The following is an 18,129-nucleotide window of genomic DNA, read 5'->3' as shown; positions in this document are numbered from 1 at the left end:
TGGGCGGCTGATGGTGCGCTACGGCAAGGAGCGCGTGACCGCCGTGGGCATGGTGCTGCTCGCCGCCTCCGGGGTGGTGGCCCTGGGCGGGCTCGGCCTGTCCCACTTCTGGGGCTCGCTGGCGCTGCTGGGCATCGGCTGGAACTTCAGCTTCATCGGCGCGACGGCGGTGGTCACCGATTGCCACACCCCGGCCGAGCGCAGCAAGGCGCAGGGCATGAACGATTTCTTCGTCTTCGCCGCCACGGCGGCCGTGTCGTTCCTCGCGGGATCGATCCTGCACAGCTCGGGCTGGCAGGCGGTCAACTGGATGATCTTCCCGGCCCTGGCGCTGATCTTGGTGCCGCTGCTGTGGCAGACCGCGCGAAAGCCGGTGCGGCTAGGTCCGGGCTGATCGGGCCGATGCGGGAGGTGTTCCATCTAGCGGTCGCCTCAGGCGCTACATCACCTGCTTCCACCGCTGCAGCTTCGACAGCGCGTTGTCGTAGGCGGCGGAAGTGAAGGACTGGATCTTGCGCCGAGGGTCTTCATCGGCATCAACGGCGAAATGAGGGGCTTGACCTTCCAACAATGGGAAGCCCTACAGTGACTCCATCAATCTCATTCAAGGAGTTTTTCATGAGAGTCAACAAGTTCAGCCTGTTGTTCATTGCGGGCGCCGTCGTGGTCGCCATCGGCCTGATGGCCGTTCAGAAGAAGGTGGTCCCGTCGGGTGAAGTGATGCAGGCCAATGCGAGCGGAGATCACCAAGGGCACGCGATGCCCTCCAGCGCCTCGGCCAATGACAGCCCTTCCACGACCGCGTATCGCGCCGTGAACGACCAGATGCACGCGGGGATGGGAGCGCAGTTCACTGGCAACGCCGACGTCGATTTCATGCGCGGCATGATCCCGCACCACCAGGGCGCGATCGACATGGCCAAGGTGGCGTTGCAGTACGGCAAGGACCCGGAGGTCCGCAAGTTGGCTGAGGAGGTTATCTCTGCGCAGGAAGGCGAGATCGCCATGATGAATAAGTGGCTTGGAGAACGCGGCCAACAGGCGGCGACCGGCAGCTCGGGCGACGCCTCGACGACCGCCTACCGTGCCGGCAATGACCGCATGCACGCCGACATGATGATTGACTTCAGCGGCGATGCCGATGTGGACTTTATGCGCGGCATGATCCCGCATCACCAGGGCGCGATCGACATGGCCAAGGTGGCGTTGCAGTACGGCAAGGACCCGGAGGTCCGCGAGTTGGCTCAGGAGGTTATCTCTGCGCAGGAAGGAGAGATCGCCATGATGAAGAGCTGGCTTGCCGCTCGGGGAAAGTGAAGGCACGACCATGAACCAAGCCAGCACCCCGCGCATCATCATCTATAGCACTCCAGCCTGCCCGGACTGTCGGGTGCTGAAGGAGTGGCTGTCCCAGCAGAGCATCGTGTTTGAAGAACGCGACCTGACCGACCCGAAGATTTCTGCGGAAGCCAAGTCACGAACCGGCGTGCGCGTGGCTCCGATCACGCTCATCGGTAATGAGGTCTTCTATGGCACCTTTGCGAGCCAGAAGCCGGGGCTGATGAAGGCGCTCGGCCGTTCGACAAGTAGATGAAGGGTCTCAAGAAATACTTGGCCCGCGCTGCCGTCCAAGCTCCCAAGATACGCCGCCACCGCGCACCACGGCGGCGATATGCTGCCCCAGCCGCTGCTCGATCACCGGCCGCCACGGCACCAAGCTGAATCCCATGCCGTCGTCCAGCATCGCGTAGCGCCCGCTGGCGAGCATGACGCTGCGCCGGTAGATGCCAGCCACGCGCTGCCCGTCGGCCACCGGGCGATGCTCCAGGCCGGTTTCAGCGGCAATGCCCTTCGCGGCCTGTGCCAGTTCCCGGTTGCGCAGTGTGCCCAGCAGGTTGCGCGCCAGGATCACGCGCTGCCCGCGCCGCTCGGCCAGCCCCTGTTCGGCCAGGAAGTCGGCGCGCTGTTGCATGGCCTGTTTGGCCTCGCCACCAAAGCCCAGGTCGCCCAGGCCCGAGCCGCCGCCGATCAACTGCTGGTCGAGCCACGTGGCCCCGATCACGCGGGCCTGCCGCTCGATGGGCAAGTGCGATTTCAGCTCCACGGCCACGCCGCCCAGGCGCTGCGCGTCGTACTGGCGGCCACGCTCGGCCAGGTCGTCCGGCACCTTCCATAGCCCTTCGGCAACGCGCTCCACAATGCCGGCCCGACGCAGGGCCTCCAGCCGGCGGATGTGGGCGGCGACGACTTCTTGCGGGTCGCGTCCGGCCTTGGCCCGGCCCTGCCCGATCGCCAGGTGATGGTCAGTGCGGTACAGGCCATCGCTCGCCAGCGCGGCGATGTTCTTGTCGGCTGCGCGCACGTCGGCCGAGCCTTTCACCTCCACCACGGCGCCGCTCGGGTAGTTCGCCAGCTCGTCGCGGGCGTTGAGCGCGACGTAATGGGCCTTGCCGTCCACCCCGTCGATGACCAGATAGCCCCGGTCGCGCAGCTCGTCGGCCAGCCCCTTCGCGGCCACACGGCCGAGGATGGTTCGGCCATCGTCCCCCGGCTCGAACACGGCCAGCTCGCGCGGCTCGCCGCGCATGGCCCGCTGCACGGTGCGGATGATGTCGCCGCGCTCGCCCAGCGCGCGCAATGTCTTTTCCGCATCGGCATGGATGGCCCAGGTGCCGGGCTGCGTCTCGTCGGCCAGGCCCAGGCGCTGCAAGTGTTGCAGGCGGCCGATTAGCATCAGGCGTTGGCGCTGCAAGCGGGGGGCGTTGAACCTTTCGACGCGCACCAGGCCATCGCCGCCGGCCTCGCCTATCTCACGCTTGAGGGTGCGATCCAGGCTCGTCCACCGCTCTTGCTCCACCTCACGCTGCAAGGTCTGCTGGATCTCCAGTTCGGTGCGCGGCCCCAGCCATTCGGTCGCCAGCTCGGCGGCGCGATAGCGGAAGCCATCGGCGATGTAGTCGCCCGCGATGATGAGGTCTTTGCCGGTGTCGTCGCGCCCGCGCACGACGATGTGCGTGTGCGGGTTGTCGGTGTTCCAGTGGTTCACGGCCACCCAATCGAGGCCCGTACCCAGGTCGGCCTCCATGCGGCCCATGAGGTGCCGCGTGTAGGTGCGCAGGTCTTCCAGCTCCGCGCCATCCTCGGGCGAGAGGATGAAGCGGAAATGGTGCCGGTCGTCGGCGCAGCGTTCCTTGAAGGCGTCGAGATCGGCCACGTCTGTCTGCGGCCCGTAGGCTTGGCCCGGCTCGCCGTCGCGGCCCACGCCGTCGCGCTCGATGTAGCGCAGGTGCTTGGCGAGCGACTGCGGGCTGGCCCGCTGGTGGTTCACCAGCAGCGTCTTGATGGTCGCGCGCCGCGACATAGGCGTCAGCTTCGCCCCGGCGAAGCGTGCTGCCGTGTGGCCGCGCCCCAGGCGCGAGCCGGGCCGCTGGCCGGTGCCACTCGCCGATGCCGGACGGCGCACCGTGGACTTGCCGCTGCTGGCTTTGCCCGCCTGTTTGAGCACCTTGGAAACGAAGCTCTGCCCCTGGCCCTTGCCCCGGTTCTTCGGGGCGCTGGGGCGCACGCGGAAATCGTCGTCGCGGCGGTCGGTCATGGCTGCGCTCCCTGCAAGCTCTGGCGTGTCCTGTCGTGCGAAGCACGCGGACATGCCTGCATTGGCGCGACCTTCGCGCCGAACGCGGCACGGCGGCAAAGCCGCTCCGTGCCGCGCCACCCCCATGTGCAGACTGGCTTTCGACGCGGCCCGGTGCCGCGTCCTTTTGTCTTGCCTTCCGCCTTTGCCCTTCGCTGTCGCTCCGGGCAGCGGCGGCCCGGCGGCGCCGCTGCGCGAGCAGCCAGCGCGCCGGCGAACGCGCCAATGGCCGCAGGCTGGGCGCGTTCGAGGTAAGACGCCTGCACGTTGGACGGCTGCGCCGGATGTTGCGCGAAGCGCGGCGCGGATGCGCTCGCGCTGCACGCGCGACGACACGGCGGCAGCAGCCGGAACGACTTGCCCGATGGCACGATGAGAGGCACGGCAACGTGCTGCGAATCGGCGGCCATCATGGGCTTGTCTCCAGCCAGACCGGATGCGCGACGCCGATCACGGCGGACGCACTGACCGGCCCGAAATAGCGGCTGTCGAACGACGCCGGATTGGTCACGCTCAACAGGAACAGCTCGCCCGGTTCGAGGCGGCGGCAAAGCTGCAAGGATGGCAGCGGCCGGCCCAGCCGGTCGGCAGGCAGCGCGGCGGCCGCAGGCACGCCGTCGATGCTTACCTGCCCGGCGACGATGCAAACGTGTTGCGGCGCGACCGCGCCCACACGTTTGAGCAGCGGCATGCGCATCGGCAGGTAGCCGCGATGCGCAGCCAGCATGGCGGCCCTATCGGGCAGCGGCACCAGCACGATGCTGTCCACGGACAACGGACGTGGCAGCGAGGCGGTGCGCGGGTCGAACGGCTCGATGCGATACCAACCGACCGCCACGCTGTCGGACGGGTTGTAGGTCAGACGCGGCAGCGGCGACACGAAAGCCGCCCAGGCCAGCGCAGCGAGGCCGACGGCGGCGAAGCACGCCAGCACGATGCGAGCGCGCAGGCGCGAGCGAGGATGCGGCGCGGCTTCGTGCGTGCGCGCGGTGGTGGATTGGGTCGTCATGGCAGCGCCCTCCCGGCCAGCCAGGCGGCGTACCGCTCGGCGGTGTATTCGGGCAGCGGCAGACGGGCCGCCAGACGGTTGCCCAGCGTGCGCCAGTACGCGGGCGACACATCGATGGCGGCGATGCCTTGCGCGTCGATGCCGTCGATGCATTCCAGCACGGAACGCACCGCGTTCTCGCCTTCGGCGTGCAGCAGCAGGCGTGCGCCCGGCCGCACGCCGGGGATGCGCTGCATGTCGTCCAGCGGCGTGGCGGCTTGCATCACCATGAGCTGCCAGCGGATCGTGCCGTAGTCGTTGGCCTCCCAGCGCACGCGGCAGAACATGGCTCGCGGCAGGAACACCGCGCAGCGCCGCCAGCGGTCGAGCCGCAGCGTGCGCGCCGGCTCACCGAAGCGCAGGTAGAGCTTGAAGCGCGGTTCGATGTAAGCGAGCGATACGCGAGTCAGCGGCACGCTGCCGGCCTGGCCGGCGAGTGCCGAAAGCGAAGGCGGCGGCGCAGCAGCCGGTGCAGCCGTCGCCGCGTGAGCGGCAGGCAAGGCGGATGCGTTCATGGCGGGTTCTCCAGGCGCTTGTCGGGAAACTCGCGCTCCAGCAGGCCGCGCAGCAGTTCGGCCACGGTCACGCCCTGGCCAAAGGCGGCGATCTTGATGCGCGCGCGGAGCGCGGGCGTCACGTCGAGCGTCAGGCGTGCGGTGTAGAGGTCGCCCTTGTTGAGCGCACCGGCATCGCCCTGGCGAATCCACGCCTCGGCGTGCGGATTCGCGGGCGGACGTGCGCCGATGCCAACGCGCTTGCTGCGCGGGCTGCTCATGTCGGCCACCGCAGCAGTTCATCGGCGAGCGCGGCAATCTCGCGGGTGGCGACGCTGTCGGGTGCCGTCTCGCGGGCGAGCCGGCCGGCGGCCACGCTGTCGGCGAAGACGATGCGCTGACGTACTTCGCTACGCAGCGCCGGCAGCGGCTGTTCGGCCAGCGACTGCCGCGCTTCCCTGCCGATGATGGTGGTGCTGACGCGCCGGTTGATGACGAAGGCCGCGCGCAGTGCAGGCCGGAACACCTGCGCCTCGCGGATCAGCGCCACCATCTCGGCGCTGGCCCACAGGTCGTAGGGGCTGGGCTGCACCGGGATCAGCACGCGCTCGGCCGCCAGCAGCGCGGAGCGCGCCAAGGCGGCGATGCGCGGCGGGCCGTCGATGATGACGTGATCGGCGCGGCGGGCCAGCTCCGGCGCTTCCTGATGCAGCGTTTCGCGGGCGAGGCCCACGACGCTGAACAGCCGTGGCAAGCCCTGCTGGCTTCTGCGCTGCGTCCAGTCCAGCGAAGAACCCTGCGGGTCGGCATCCAGCAGGATGACGTGCTGGCCGCGCAGCGCGAGTTCGCCCGCGAGGTGCGTGGCGAGCGTGGTCTTTCCGACACCGCCTTTCTGGTTGAGCAGCGCGACGATCATGGCGCGGCCCTCCGGGTTGGAAAGCCGGGCTTTGGCTGTTGCGCGTGGTGCCGTTTCGCAGTTGTCCACCGAAGCGGCGCGCTTCTACTAAAAGTTATGTATTTCTTGTTAGGTATGTTAGAGGGCGCGCAAAGCCAGCAATGGCGCGGGTTTTCAGCCGATTTTTGTGCCTGATAGCACGAGGATGTGTTGCCTGATAGCACGAGCCTCCTGTTGCCTGATAGCACGAGTGAATCCACAGGTTTTCCCGCACTTATCCCCGTGCCGTAGGCAGCACGGGCCGGAAGGTCAGCAGCTCGGTTTTCTCGCCAGGCATCCGCTCGATGCCCAAGACGTAGCCGGGCAACGATTGCCGCGCCACCAGGGCGCGCAAATCGGCGGCGAAGTCGTAGAAGCGCGCTACGCTGCCCGACTTGCGGTACAGGTGCTGAAAGTCGAATTGCCAGCCGTGTTCTTGCCGCCCGCCATGCTTGCGCACCAATCGGTACAGCCAGCGTTCGATGCCACCGGTGAGCCGGAAATACGTCGGGTCGATGGTCAGCACCAGGGCCGCGTCCACCACGCCCGCATAGAACCAGTCCGGCAGGATCAGTTCGATGCCCAGCGGCGTGCCGCTGGCATCGGCCAGTTCCTTCCACTCGTTGATCCACGAGAAGCGGTGCAAACGCCTTCCCGTGGTTTCGCGGATGGACGTGGCCACCGTGGTCGATTGCAGCCGGTCGAGCGCCGCTTTCAGGCGCTGGTAGTCGCGCAGCGACGTACCGCGCCCGATGAAGCGCAGGATCTCGTAGGGGCGCACCTGCATCAGCCGCGAGGTCGGTATGCCCGCATCGCGGGCTTCCACGATCTGGCTGGCGGCCCAGATCAGGATGTCGGCATCCCAGATCGTGGCGATGCCATGCTCCTGCGTGCCTTCCACGCGGATGGTGATACCGCCAGTGCGAAAGTCGATCGGCGTTGTGCGCCGCGACTTGGCGAGCGAAAAGAACGGAAAGGCCATCAAGTCCTGGCTGTCGCGCGGCGCCATGTCGCCCGGCAGCGCGCGGAACAGGTCGAGTTGTTCGCGCTGCGGCAAGGCTTGCCCTGGCGGGCTGGGCATGGCGAAGGCCATCCACGCGCCGAAGGTCAGCGACCATCACGGTAGTCGCCCGCGTGGCGCTCGGCGTACTCGGGATCGGACGTAGCCGCGTAGCTGCGCGCATCGGCCCAGGCGTCGAGGTCGGACACCGCGTACATGACGCGGCGGCCGAACTTGCGGAATTTCGGCCCGCCGCCGATCACGCGCTGCTTTTCCAGCGTGCGCGGCGAAAGGCGCAGGTAGTCGGCGGCTTCGTCGTTGGTCAGGTAGCGTTGGGGCTGCGCGGGCGCAGCGACAGCAGCGGCGGCAGGCCGCAAGGGAGCGGGTCGCATGGGATGGTCCTCCATCAAGCCCGGCCACACCACGCGACCGGATAGAGGCACTTTCGAGAAATCCGGGCTTCCTGCTAAGGGACGAATTGCAGGGACTGCAAAACGTCCCCCTTACTGCGATGCAACTGGCGGAAGCTGCGCCAGGCTGCGATAGCCGCCGCGCATCAACGCCTCGCCACGCCGCACCAGCCGGCGCACGCGGGCGCGCAAGGCGCTGTCCTTGTGCCAATCGGCCACGACGATATCGGTGCCGAACAGTCCTTCGGCCACCTCGCGTAAGGATGCGCCCGCCAGGGTCGCGTCGAGCGCCTGCAAGCTGTGTAGCTCCAGCACCGCGGACGGCGTAGGCCGGGAGCGGGCCGCTGCCGCAGGCGCGGCCACGGTCGCGGCGGACAGCGCATCCAGCTCGGCCGCCAGCGTGCGATAGCGCGCGCAAGGCGCGGCGCAAGCACGGGTGGCGTAGAGATACGCCATGCCGTCTTCCAGGCCGGGCGCAAGTGCGAGCCGCAAGCAGCAGCCGGGCCAGTGCGACACCAGCACCAGGCGCTTGCCATCGTGGATCAGTTGCTTGCGGCCAGGCACGCGCCAGAATTCGAAGACAGCGGCTTCGGGCGGTGGATCGGCATCGGGAAGAAGCTGCACCACGGCATCGTGATCGGGGAACCAGGCCGGATGCGCGTCCCGCGCATCCAGGGCGGGATCTTCCAGCAGGCGCAGGCCCCAAGCCTGCGCCGCGTCCGGCCGGCGACGACGGCGCAGCCAGTCGCGGCGGTAATCGGGATTCCGTCGCAGGTACTCCCAGGCCAGTGCCGGGCCGTCGAGGTGCAGTGTGTAGAGATAGGCGGCGGTGGGATACCAATGCTCGGCGCTCGCTTCGGCCATGACGCAACCTCCCGTGTAGCAGGAACGTCGCCACGGATTTCGCCGTACGGAGCTATCGAATCGCCATCAAGCTGTCATCGGGTCGGGGTGAACTGATGTGGCAGGTGTCAAGACCGATTGGCTCCGAAGCATTGCGAAAATCGTCTCGATGCGACGGCTGAAACGCCAGAAAATCGGAGTCAGCATCAGGCACCGTGCCGAAACCCGCGCCAAAGATCATGTCTGTTTCGGTCAGGCACGCACCGATTTCGTGCAATAAAGCCGAGCAAGATCTATTCGGTCTTGACCAAGACCGAAATAGTCACAATGTGCTCGCCTTGGCTCGGCCTTCTCTGTCTTCGTGGCCGCTCAATCCGTGATCGAGCCGTTCTCCTGCGCCCGTCGGACGTACTCCGACAGCGGGCGCTCTGCCAGAAAGTAGAGATCACGCATCACCGGATGCTGGCTCGGCCCGACGATGGATGCCAGATCGGATAGCTTCACCGTTCCCAACGTCGGCAGGCCGATACCCAGGTCGATCAGTCCCCAGGCCGTATCACCGTCGTCCGGGTCAAGCGCGGCTAGCAGCCAGGTGGCGTGCGCGTCAGGGGTGAACAGTCGCACCGCCGGCATCGGGTCGATGCTCCGGCCAGCGGTGCGTGCCGCGCCGACGGCCAGCAGTTGCGCCCGCTGTTCAGCGGTGACGAGCGGCTGGGTCATGCCCCGAATCCCCACGCATCCGAAGATGCACGGGTACGCTTTTCCACCGAAGCGCGGAACCGCTGAAGCGGCTGCGTGCTTTGGCGGGAAAGCACGAAGGCGCAAGCCATCGAATCCGTACATGCACAGAAACGCAGAAGCGCAATTGTGAGGGTCAGGAAAGGCACGGAAGTAACTCTCTGGCTCCGGCTAAATCCGCAGTTGCGGATTTCCGTAAAAGCATGAGGCGGATTGCTCAGCAGGAATGAATACTATAGATTGTAGCCCTATTGGGTGCAATGAGCTGTCATCTTGGTTTTCTAGGGGAAACCAAGTTGGTGGCAGCGAAACACTCATTGGCGACGGCGATACGGACAGTCAGGAAGGCGCGCGGCTTGAGCCAGGAAGCGTTCTCCGACGTGTCCAGCCGTACCTACATGAGTTCGCTGGAGCGCGACTTGAAAAGCCCGACCATGCACAAGCTGACCGAACTGTGCAAGGTCATGGACGTGCATCCGCTCACGTTGCTGACTCTGGCCTATGCAGGCGACGACATGGACAAGGTAAGGCGTGTGCTTAAGCAAATAGAACAAGAGCTGCTATCTATCAAGCAACGGGATGTTCATGGATAAGAAGACCCAAGGCGCGTGGTTGCTGCACCACGCAAGAAAACTTCAAGCAACAACGAACCAAGATTTTGACTCGATCGCCTTCGCTGGGAAAAGTGGCACGTTGTTGTCCGCAATCTCCGCGGAAAGGCAAAGCGTTGTCACGCAACAACGCCTAGAAGCCCTCGCACGTGCCAACCACATCAGCCCCAAAACGGAACTCCCTGCAATCGTTGCCGAACTCGCGCGACAAAAGCTAATCCTGCCGGGCAGCGGGGGGGTGGAAGTCCTCGGTTTGACTGGACATAGCGTGCTCGAGCACACATCCAGAATTTTCGATGAAAGCAGCCACGAGGCACATGAAGAAGCCGTAATCTTCGTATCAGAGATTGCCTCCGAGACGCCCACGACGGACAAAGCTATCGCCGAGGTCGTTTCCGATAATTTGAAGCTTTCACGCAAGGAAGTCGGCGATACGCTGGATCTTGCGACCAACATCGGCTTCTTTGACTCTGAGCCGATCTCGGCTCAAGAGAAATTACTTTTCAATGGCAACCTGTTCCGGCGCGATGATGCGCGGAAGGTCAATGCAATTCTATCAACCTTGAAAGCCCCCGAGGCTGCGCTTCTGACAGAAGTGAATCAGAAGCTTCAAGAAACAGGCTGCCTACCATTGGAGACGGTCAACAGGATTCTCGGGCAGGATCTTTTCGCACGCCTTCACTCCATTGGTCTATTCGATGTCAGCGTCGTGGGTAATGATCAGGGAAAGAGCTACTTCGTTACCCGTCCGGCTGCATTCTCCAAATTCAGCAACTCCATTGCGGACGACGCGTTGGATTTGGCCAAGGCGCTGGTAGCCTCGCTCACCTACGGGATGACCGTCAGCAGCTATTACCGTGGCCGTATCCAGATGGTTTCGGCACTCATGAATAAGCTGATCGCAGGCCATAGCGTCGGTCCCGCCACCGCTATTGGAAGCGACTATCAGGCCCTTGAGCTCAAAGGCGTCGTCGCCGTGACACCTGCTGATAACGGCATGTTCAGCATGAGGCTCCTGAAGCCGGAAGTGGGGCGTCTTGCACTCGCCGTAATCGAAGATGGCGACATAACGGCCGAGAGCGTTTCGCATATTCCTGGTGCACGTATCACTGAATACATCGCGCCGGAATTGAATCGAGAGGTGCAGCGGAAAAATGCCACAGAGGCAGTGAAACTGAAGGCGCGCAACCTGCTCCAAGAAATTCGAACCGGCGGGCTCAAGCGATGAAAAGCCAACCACTAAAGGGCTCTGTCGCCGAGGAAGCACTGCGGAATTATTTCCTAAGCATTGGCTACTATGTTGCCAGAGGCATCAAGTTTACATTCCATCGATTCGATGTGACGGATGTCGATCTGTGGCTATACGCGCGCAATTCGCCTCTCAGCAGAGAACGCATCTGCGTCGACATCAAGAACAAGAAGACACCGCAGGCTCTCGAACGCATTTTTTGGGCAAAGGGCCTGCAGTCAGTTCTAGATCTTGACTCGTGCATTGTCGCGACAACGGATTCTAGGCCGGATGTTCGCGAGTTTGGCCTCCAACACGATGTCCGGGTATTGGATGGCAAGTTTCTTTCTCGATTAACCAATAGCGCACGCAGCCACAAGGAGCGCATCACCGAGGAAGATTTCCTTGCGGATCTTGAATCGGGCTCTCTAGGCCGATTGAGTGGTGACTGGCGTGGCAGGTATGAGGAAAGCAAATCTCGCCTGCTTCACTCCTTGAACTTCGACGGATGCAACGCCTGGCTTGAAGACATCGAATATTTATTGACCCAGATCGCCTCCGGAAATCGGGCGTGGAGACTCTTCTATGCCTCATGCTCGCATTTCATGATCGCGATGGACTTCATCCTCAGGGAATTCATTGCTGAGGATCAGGAGCAACGCCGTCAGATCATCGAGCGTGGAATACGCTACGGCGTATCAGGGCAGGCTTTCACGGAGAAGGTCGGTCGCATGGCGGCAGCACTAGTGGAAGGTGTTGCGGCTCAACCTGGTCTCGCTGATACGCTACAACAGGAACTTCAGCAACAGGCTAGTAACGTCAAAGCCGATCTGTTGGCCGAGTTCTTCGCCAGAAACCTAACGGGGTCAGCGGCGTTCGATGTGGCACTTGCGTTAGAGTCCGCAGCCTTCTCTCCCCAAGCTCCCACGCCATCCGCACTGCCTTCACAGGCGCAGGCGGTGGTTGGGGTGATCGCTGATTTTTGCGGCGTAGATCGGAAGATTGCGCTCGCCTAACGCTCAGGCGAGCGATTGGAACTGAGAGATGCCGCGCCCCGCCGCAATGGGCGGGGCGCGGTAGGCGGCCGTCAGGCTGCCTTGGGTTTGCTACGCGACCAGATCAGGTCGTGCGTGCCGTCCTCGTTCTCGATCAGGCGGGCATAGACCGTCGCGGGGAACGAAGGGTCATCGAGTGAAACCGACAGGTACGGACGGTCGGCCTGGCTGGTTTTCTTCCACGCCGCGCCGATCTCGTGGCCGGCCGCCTGAAGGTGGAAGTCGGGGGCGTTCTCGGTGTCGCCCTTGTCGTTGGGAACCAGCTTGACCTTGACGTTGAGCGTCAGGGTGCGGAGCGTGCCGGTGAAGCCGTCTTTCTCTGCGATGAAGGTGCCGATGTTAGCCATGATGTTTCTCCTTTCGGGTTGAACAAGGTCGCGCCAGTGCGTCCTTGTTGTGATCCGTCCGGCGGGGGATGGGCTGGCCGCACCGCTTGCGGTCGAAGCGCAGCGGAGAGCCTGGAAGCGAAAAGAATTTGTCCCGCGAGGAATGCGCGCAGCGCAGGGGAAATTGTTTTCGCTGGAAGGTTGCGACCATCAAGCCCAAGGCGCAGCCGCGCCCCCGCCAGGATTCACAACAAGACAAGGACGTACAGGCCGACCGCCCCCGAATGGAGACATGGCCGACTCGGCATCCCCGCGCGACGGCTTCACCGGCTTGCGCCCTGACGCGGGCAAGGCCAACCACCAAGGACAAGGGCGAGAACGCGCCTGCCGTCGCAGGCGGCAACGTGCTTGAGGCGTGGCGTGGAAGCTCCATAGGCATGGCCGTGCGGCGTGTCGGTGAACCGTCCTTCGTGACGACCAGGCAGCGAACTGCCAGCGTCGGGGACGGCACGCTTTCGCACAACCTGCCGCAGCAAACCTGAGCGTAGCCCTACAAGCCTCGCCCATTGCAGCGGGGCGCTGTCTAAGCACCGGCGGCGCGATGCGCCGGCGCACTTGCCGGCTTCTTGGGTTTCTCGCGCACAAGGCTGCTTGTGCGCGGCCCCTTCGCCGCCTGCCCGAAGGCGGCGAAGGGGCGTTTTGGCTTGGGCCTTGAATCCGAGCGCGGCTACCGCCGCGCCCGGATTCTTGACCGCCAGCTCCAAGGCGGAACGGCCTGGAGCTGGTGCGAATGGGGGGAGTCCTTCGTTTCGACAGCATGAAGCGCCCCGGTCGGAACCGGAGCGCCTATCTGCGGTGCAGGGTCACGCGGCCAATGCCTCGGCCGGTTCATCCGCCACGGCGGCAGCTTCTCCCGTACCGTCCTGCTCCGTGCCTGCTTCCGGCATTACCTCTTGCGGGCCTTCGGTGCGGAAGATGGCGGGCATCCAGCCGGTGCCATCGGCCAGCCGTTCGGCTTCGCTGGCACTGTCGGCCTTCTTCAACTTCGCCAGCCGGGTCACATGCTCCGGTGCAAACTCGCCCACGGCTTCCAGAATCGCGGCTTTCGGCACATGCCGGAAATAACCCTCATTGGTGGGCTTCCACCATGCGGCTATGTCCAGCCCCACGGCCTGCGCTAGTTCCGCGCCGGGTTGCAGCGTGGTGGCGCGGAGCGTCACCACGTCTACCGTGGGTGCCACGCACACGGCCAGCAACCGCACCAGTTCATCCTGCGACTTCGCCAGCAGCACGGCGAACAGTTCGGCACTGTCCTCCGGCAAGGCGTCGCCTGCTACCTGTTGCAGTTCGCGCAGCGCGACGGCGGCGGGCGATTCTGGCCAGTCCGGGGCCATGCCTTCCAGTCGGTCTTGCACCTTCAGGCTCACGCCCAATGGCAGGTCGTGGCCGTAGTGGCTTTTCTGCAAGACGGTCTGCACCATGCCATGCACCAGCGCAGCCAGCGCCACTTGCGGACGCCGGGCGACTTCGATTTGCAGCACGGCGGTGCGGTGGGCGCTCAACCGCTGTGCCAGCCGGTCGGACATGGCGGCGGCCTTGGGCTGCTCGTCGTCCTCGGCTTTATCCTCGTTTTCAGCGTCTGCGCCACCGAAACCCTGCCGAAAGCGTTCCAGCGTGCGCAGCGCCTTGGCTTCGGCTTCGCGCATCAGGCCGCGATGAATCACGGCTTCGCCGCTGCGGTCGATGGTGACGATGGCACCGGCTGCGGCCTTCACGTTCGGGCTGTAGTCTTGCAAACTGTCCTCGATGGCCTGCAACTGTTCGCCCAAGGCTTCGCCTTTCTCCTGCAAGACACCGGCCTTTTCCTCGTCGTCGGCATCCAGCGCAGCATCCACGGCTTCTGCCAGGTCGTGCAGCTTGGCTTGCAGCTTCTCGATGCGGGCAGCTTCGCGCTTGTTCGCCGCAAGGCGTTCCCTCGGGACGCGTTGGAAGGCGTGCAAGTCGGCATGGGTCACGCTCGGCGTGGCATCCACCCATGCCCAGCCTTCGGCCTTCACCTCGGCGGCAATACCGGCCAGCTTGTCTTGCGCCAGCTTCTCCAGTAGCGCGGCATCGGTCAGATACACACCTGCATCATCATCCGCGAACAGGTCGCGGCGGATGCCGCCGCCTGCAGCTTCGTAGGCATCCAGCCCTACAAAGCGAACCAGTGGATGCCGATAGGCGTCAATCTCACGCTCGGTAAGGCGGTCGCGCAATTGGGACGGGTGCCGCTGCCACGTCGGCGCATCGTAGAAGGCGGTTTCCTGCGCGGCGTGATCGTCGGTGATGGCAAGGGCCATCAACTGGTCGAGCGTGACGGCATCGGCGCGATAGTCGGCCATCAGACGCGGCGATACGTTCGCCAGCTTCAAGCGGCGCTGCACCACCAACGGCGTAACGCTGAAATCCGCTGCAATGTCCTCGATGGGCCGGCCTTCGGCCACCAGCGCGGCAAAGGCTTCAAACTGGTCTGCCGGGTGCATGGCTTCGCGCTGCACGTTCTCGGTGAGGCTGGCCGTGCGGGCGGTGCCATCGGCCACCAGCAAGCAAGGCACTTCCCATTCTTTGCTGATGCGGTGCTTCTTCGCCAGCAGCTTCAACGCGGCAAGACGACGGCCACCGACGACGACTTCATAAGGTTCGTCGTCAGCGGTCGCGGTGACGATGAGGTTTTGCAGCAGGCCGACACGTTGGATGCTCGCGGCCAGCTCGGGGATGGACATGCGCGGGGTCTTGCGCACGTTGCGACCAGTCGGGCGCGACACCAGCCGCGACAGCGGAACCAGAATCAGGTTCTTGGTCGGGTCGACAGTTTCCAGCGCGGGGACTTGGATGGCGCGGGCTTCGCTTTGGGGGATGGCGTTCATGGTGATAACTCCTTGCGGTGAGGAATGCAGCAGCGAAAGAAGCGGCAAGGGCTGCTGCCGGCCCCTGCCGCGTGGGGATTCAGACTTTCAACTGGCGCAGGCCATCGGCCAGCATCCAGAGGGCGCGGTTCAGGCGCACATCGGAGTCAATGCCCTGCACCGGGCGGGTTTTCTGGCGGCGACCATTGGCGCTGCGGCCATGCAATCCGCCTTTGGTCAGGTTTTCTTGGGTGCGATTGAACACGCTCCACAAGTCCGGGCGGCGGTCGTCGAACCGGCGCGGCATCAGGATTTGCGATTCGGTGATGGGCGCGGGCTTGTTGCCGGTGGGGTCGTACTTGAGGGCCAGCGCGGCGCGGGCGAACACTTCGGCTTCGCCTTCATCCAGCGTGATCGCGCGCATGGCATCGCGGGATTCCTTCACCCGCTCGAAGCCCTGCAAGACTTCGTAAGCGCCTTCGATGACGGAACCGGCCACGTCGCCTTTGTGCGGCACGCGCACATCCGCCACGGTGTCGCCGCACACAAGGCCATTGCTGCACACGAACCGGAACATCCCGGCCAGCATCTGATAGCTGCTGGTGCCGTCGTGCGAGTTCAGCAGGATGATTTCATTGGCTTCCGCGCCGTTGATCTGGCTGGCGTGGCGCAAGCGCAGCATGTGCTTGGTGTGTTCGCGCTTGCCTTCGTCGCGCACGCGGGTTTGGCACGCCATGAACGGCTGAAAACCCTCTTTGCGCAGTTCGGCCAGCACGGCGGCGGTGGGAATATAGGCGTACCGCTGCGAACGGCTTTCGTGCGGGGCCTCCGCGAAGATGGACGGGGCCACGCGGTGAATCTGGTCATCGGTCAGCGGGTAGTCGCTGCGCAGCGACGGCGAACGGGAAGCAAAACGGGATGCGAGTTGCATGGTCTTTCTCCTGACGAAAAGGGTTTGCTGTTCAAACCGCACACCGGATTCCTAGATTCGGAGCCCAGCCTTTCGGCTGTTCTGTGCGGTCGGCACGAGGAACCCGGTTGGCCCTGTTGCCACCGTCTTTCCTGAGTTCATCGCCCGCGACGGTCAGGAGCACGCGGACGGGAGCCGTCAAGGAAACAAGCGCAGGGTTGGTGCGGCCCGCAGGCGCAGCCGAGGACACGGCCCTGCGCGCCTTGACGGCACACGGACGCGGGCTACAGTCGCGGACAAGGTGATGAGGTCAGGGAAGACGGCTGTACATGGCAACGGCCCCCCTCGTGTGCTGAACCGCACGCAAGCGAAGCGCGCAGGCCCGGATCGAGGAATCCGGGCCGGAGGCGTCAGCGATGGAAGCCCGAAGGGGGCGAGACTCGTGCAGCGAGGCTCGATGCGCAGCACGACAGCGCGACCGGCCGTTTCCTGGCCGGGGACGCCCGGATCGCATGAGGTACCTGAAAGTCAGCCGATAGACGAAGACTCGGGTACCGACAAGCCCGCCTTGGTTAAATACGCTGCAAAGCGTCTTCAACATCAGGAACGGAACATGAGTTCACCGCAGACGACAAGCCCGCAGCAAGCCTGCGAAGCCATCCTCATCGAAGGAAAGCGCTACAACATCGAGCACGGCATCCTGCCCAGCGAGAATGCCGTCGCCGACCGTCTGCTCGCCCGCGGCGTCGAGCTGAGGGAGGCCTACGGCGAGTTGTACGAAAAACTGCAGCCGCGTCCGCCGGCACTCAAGGTTTTCCTGGACCTTCTGCTGAGCACGGCAGCGTTCTGGAGCCCGGAGAAGATCGCCGAGGCGCGCGTCGCCCGCGACGAACTGGCCGGCGTCAACCGGCAGATCGCACGGAAGGCCGAGGAACTGGCGGAGCTGCTGGAGCGCCGCACCGAGTTGAACAACACCTCCGGCTTCAGCAGCGAAACGCACTATCACGTCTGCGACGTGATCGAAGCGGCATCCGAGCACAACTACTTGTTCAACTCCTGGGTCAAGGATCGCCTGGATGCCCTTCGCGGCCAGTTCGATCTGAAATACTGGCCATCGCTGGATCAGTTCCTGCGAGAACTGGCTGCCGATGCGGAGAACGCCGGCATGGAAGCCACAGATCCTTTGACTGCGGCGGCCACCGTGGCGTCGCGCCCGTCACGGGCCGACTTCTTCAAGGCCCTGTTCGCCGCCATCGAGGAAAACAGCGCACGAAACTACGGGCTGCTACCCACGGGCTTCAAGCTTACCGACGGCACCCTGGCCTCGTTGGCGAACTGCGCATTGGATCTTGGGCCAGACGAGCTGGCGGACAGCACCTATGTGAAGCGGCTTCGCCAGCGCGAACGCAACGGCGGCAAGTGACGACGTGCCGTCGCCAGCAAAACGCAATCTCCCCTGATGCGCAGCAAAAAGGGGGCCGAAGCCCCCTTCGTCACAGCCAGCCGAGTTCGGCGAATGCCGTCGTCTGGTCGCCTGCAACGATGATGTGATCCAGCGTGCGCACCTCAACCAGTGTCAGCGCCTCCTTGAGCCGCTGGGTCAGTGCCCGATCGGCCGCGCTCGGCTCGGGATTCCCGCTCGGGTGGTTGTGCGCCAAGATCACCGCCGCCGCATTGTGCTGCAGCGCTTCCTTGACCACCTCGCGCGGATACACCGATGCCTGGTCTATGGTGCCGCGGAACATCTCGACGTACTCGATCAGCCGATGGCGCGTGTCGAGGAACAGGATTGCGAAGACCTCGTGCTCGAAGCCTGCGAGCTTGGTGCGCAGGTACTCCTTGACCGTCGCCGGCGAACTAAACTCGGTACCGCGCTGCATCTTCTGGTCGATGACCCGACGCGCGGCATCCAGGATCTGGTCGGCCGACGCCGGCCGATAGCGGCCACGGCCGTCACGCACCAGCAGCGAGGCATCGGAAGAGAGGGAAAACTGCGACATGATCGTGCTC

At 64.6% G+C, this 18,129-nt stretch carries 21 protein-coding genes; 7 read left to right on the top strand and 14 right to left on the bottom strand.

What is annotated here, in order from left to right:
- The 3 genes from N7422_RS14050 to N7422_RS14040 all read left to right on the top strand — a co-directional run.
- A partial coding sequence (locus N7422_RS14050; RefSeq protein WP_279807080.1) for an MFS transporter occupies positions 1 to 394 on the top strand: 394 nt, incomplete at its 5' end.
- A 224-nt stretch (positions 395 to 618) separates the two neighbouring features.
- Entirely contained in the window at positions 619 to 1,317 is a 699-nt protein-coding gene (locus tag N7422_RS14045; RefSeq protein WP_008786731.1) for a DUF305 domain-containing protein, read from the top strand.
- A gap of 10 nt (positions 1,318 to 1,327) precedes the next feature.
- The gene (locus N7422_RS14040) at positions 1,328 to 1,594 is read left to right on the top strand and encodes a glutaredoxin family protein (RefSeq protein WP_008786730.1); all 267 of its coding nucleotides are present in this window, start codon (positions 1,328 to 1,330) and stop codon (positions 1,592 to 1,594) included.
- 6 nt (positions 1,595 to 1,600) lie between these two features.
- Here N7422_RS14040 and N7422_RS14035 read toward each other — a convergent pair whose 3' ends face one another.
- The 10 genes from N7422_RS14035 to N7422_RS13990 all read right to left on the bottom strand — a co-directional run bounded on the left by N7422_RS14035 (position 1,601) and on the right by N7422_RS13990 (position 9,083).
- Positions 1,601 to 3,595: a relaxase/mobilization nuclease and DUF3363 domain-containing protein gene (locus N7422_RS14035; RefSeq protein ID WP_019396546.1), complete on the bottom strand. Its 1,995-nt coding sequence runs from the start codon at positions 3,593 to 3,595 to the stop codon at positions 1,601 to 1,603.
- Entirely contained in the window at positions 3,592 to 4,047 is a 456-nt protein-coding gene (locus tag N7422_RS14030; protein ID WP_071567547.1) for a hypothetical protein, read from the bottom strand. The genes N7422_RS14035 and N7422_RS14030 overlap by 4 nt, the downstream gene beginning before the upstream one ends.
- A complete protein-coding gene (locus N7422_RS14025; protein ID WP_047337404.1) occupies positions 4,044 to 4,643 on the bottom strand; it encodes a S26 family signal peptidase in 600 nt (199 codons plus the stop codon). The genes N7422_RS14030 and N7422_RS14025 overlap by 4 nt, the downstream gene beginning before the upstream one ends.
- A complete protein-coding gene (locus tag N7422_RS14020) occupies positions 4,640 to 5,197 on the bottom strand; it encodes a DUF2840 domain-containing protein (RefSeq protein WP_047337403.1) in 558 nt (185 codons plus the stop codon). The genes N7422_RS14025 and N7422_RS14020 overlap by 4 nt, the downstream gene beginning before the upstream one ends.
- A complete protein-coding gene (locus N7422_RS14015; RefSeq protein WP_047337411.1) occupies positions 5,194 to 5,457 on the bottom strand; it encodes a hypothetical protein in 264 nt (87 codons plus the stop codon). Before N7422_RS14015 ends, N7422_RS14020 begins: the two co-directional genes overlap by 4 nt.
- Positions 5,454 to 6,092 (bottom strand): ParA family partition ATPase, encoded by a 639-nt coding sequence (gene parA / locus N7422_RS14010; protein ID WP_047337402.1) that lies wholly within the window; start codon positions 6,090 to 6,092, stop codon positions 5,454 to 5,456. The genes N7422_RS14015 and parA overlap by 4 nt, the downstream gene beginning before the upstream one ends.
- A gap of 253 nt (positions 6,093 to 6,345) precedes the next feature.
- On the bottom strand, positions 6,346 to 7,191 hold the full coding sequence (locus N7422_RS14005) for a replication initiator protein A (RefSeq protein ID WP_113994982.1): 846 nt from the start codon (positions 7,189 to 7,191) through the stop codon (positions 6,346 to 6,348).
- Positions 7,192 to 7,217: 26 nt separating this feature from the next.
- Positions 7,218 to 7,502, bottom strand: coding sequence for a helix-turn-helix domain-containing protein (locus N7422_RS14000; protein WP_011241663.1), 285 nt, complete (start codon positions 7,500 to 7,502; stop codon positions 7,218 to 7,220).
- Between the two features lie 111 nt (positions 7,503 to 7,613).
- Positions 7,614 to 8,384, bottom strand: coding sequence for a DUF2285 domain-containing protein (locus N7422_RS13995; protein ID WP_047337400.1), 771 nt, complete (start codon positions 8,382 to 8,384; stop codon positions 7,614 to 7,616).
- Positions 8,385 to 8,732: 348 nt separating this feature from the next.
- Entirely contained in the window at positions 8,733 to 9,083 is a 351-nt protein-coding gene (locus N7422_RS13990) for a DUF2958 domain-containing protein (protein WP_047337399.1), read from the bottom strand.
- A gap of 317 nt (positions 9,084 to 9,400) precedes the next feature.
- On the opposite strand from N7422_RS13990, the gene N7422_RS13985 reads away from it, so the two are divergent.
- From N7422_RS13985 to N7422_RS13975, 3 genes are read left to right on the top strand one after another with little or no spacing between them, the layout of a single operon-like run.
- Positions 9,401 to 9,694 carry a helix-turn-helix transcriptional regulator gene (locus tag N7422_RS13985; RefSeq protein WP_047337410.1) on the top strand — a complete coding sequence of 98 codons (294 nt, stop codon included), beginning with the start codon at positions 9,401 to 9,403 and terminating at the stop codon, positions 9,692 to 9,694.
- Positions 9,687 to 10,940: a hypothetical protein gene (locus N7422_RS13980; protein ID WP_047337409.1), complete on the top strand. Its 1,254-nt coding sequence runs from the start codon at positions 9,687 to 9,689 to the stop codon at positions 10,938 to 10,940. Before N7422_RS13985 ends, N7422_RS13980 begins: the two co-directional genes overlap by 8 nt.
- Positions 10,937 to 11,956, top strand: a complete 1,020-nt coding sequence (locus N7422_RS13975) for a hypothetical protein (protein ID WP_047337398.1) — start codon at positions 10,937 to 10,939, stop codon at positions 11,954 to 11,956. Before N7422_RS13980 ends, N7422_RS13975 begins: the two co-directional genes overlap by 4 nt.
- Before the next feature lie 71 nt (positions 11,957 to 12,027).
- Here the strand turns inward: N7422_RS13975 and N7422_RS13970 are convergent, their stop codons facing one another.
- The 3 genes from N7422_RS13970 to N7422_RS13960 form a co-directional block, all read right to left on the bottom strand.
- Positions 12,028 to 12,342 (bottom strand): DUF736 domain-containing protein, encoded by a 315-nt coding sequence (locus tag N7422_RS13970; protein WP_047337397.1) that lies wholly within the window; start codon positions 12,340 to 12,342, stop codon positions 12,028 to 12,030.
- 842 nt (positions 12,343 to 13,184) lie between these two features.
- Complete coding sequence (locus N7422_RS13965) at positions 13,185 to 15,230, bottom strand: ParB/RepB/Spo0J family partition protein (protein ID WP_047337396.1); 2,046 nt, start codon at positions 15,228 to 15,230, stop codon at positions 13,185 to 13,187.
- A 79-nt stretch (positions 15,231 to 15,309) separates the two neighbouring features.
- Positions 15,310 to 16,140 carry a DUF932 domain-containing protein gene (locus tag N7422_RS13960; RefSeq protein WP_047337395.1) on the bottom strand — a complete coding sequence of 277 codons (831 nt, stop codon included), beginning with the start codon at positions 16,138 to 16,140 and terminating at the stop codon, positions 15,310 to 15,312.
- 592 nt (positions 16,141 to 16,732) lie between these two features.
- On the opposite strand from N7422_RS13960, the gene N7422_RS13955 reads away from it, so the two are divergent.
- Positions 16,733 to 17,542, top strand: a complete 810-nt coding sequence (locus N7422_RS13955; RefSeq protein ID WP_047337394.1) for a hypothetical protein — start codon at positions 16,733 to 16,735, stop codon at positions 17,540 to 17,542.
- Between the two features lie 70 nt (positions 17,543 to 17,612).
- Here the strand turns inward: N7422_RS13955 and radC are convergent, their stop codons facing one another.
- The gene (gene radC / locus N7422_RS13950) at positions 17,613 to 18,119 is read right to left on the bottom strand and encodes a DNA repair protein RadC (protein ID WP_047337393.1); all 507 of its coding nucleotides are present in this window, start codon (positions 18,117 to 18,119) and stop codon (positions 17,613 to 17,615) included.
- Positions 18,120 to 18,129: the final 10 nt, after the last annotated feature.

The sequence above is a fragment of the Pseudomonas sp. GD04091 genome (assembly GCF_029836165.1).
GTDB lineage: Bacteria > Pseudomonadota > Gammaproteobacteria > Pseudomonadales > Pseudomonadaceae > Aquipseudomonas.
Note: the sequence above shows the minus strand (reverse complement) of the source record. Positions and strands in the feature narration are given on the sequence as shown.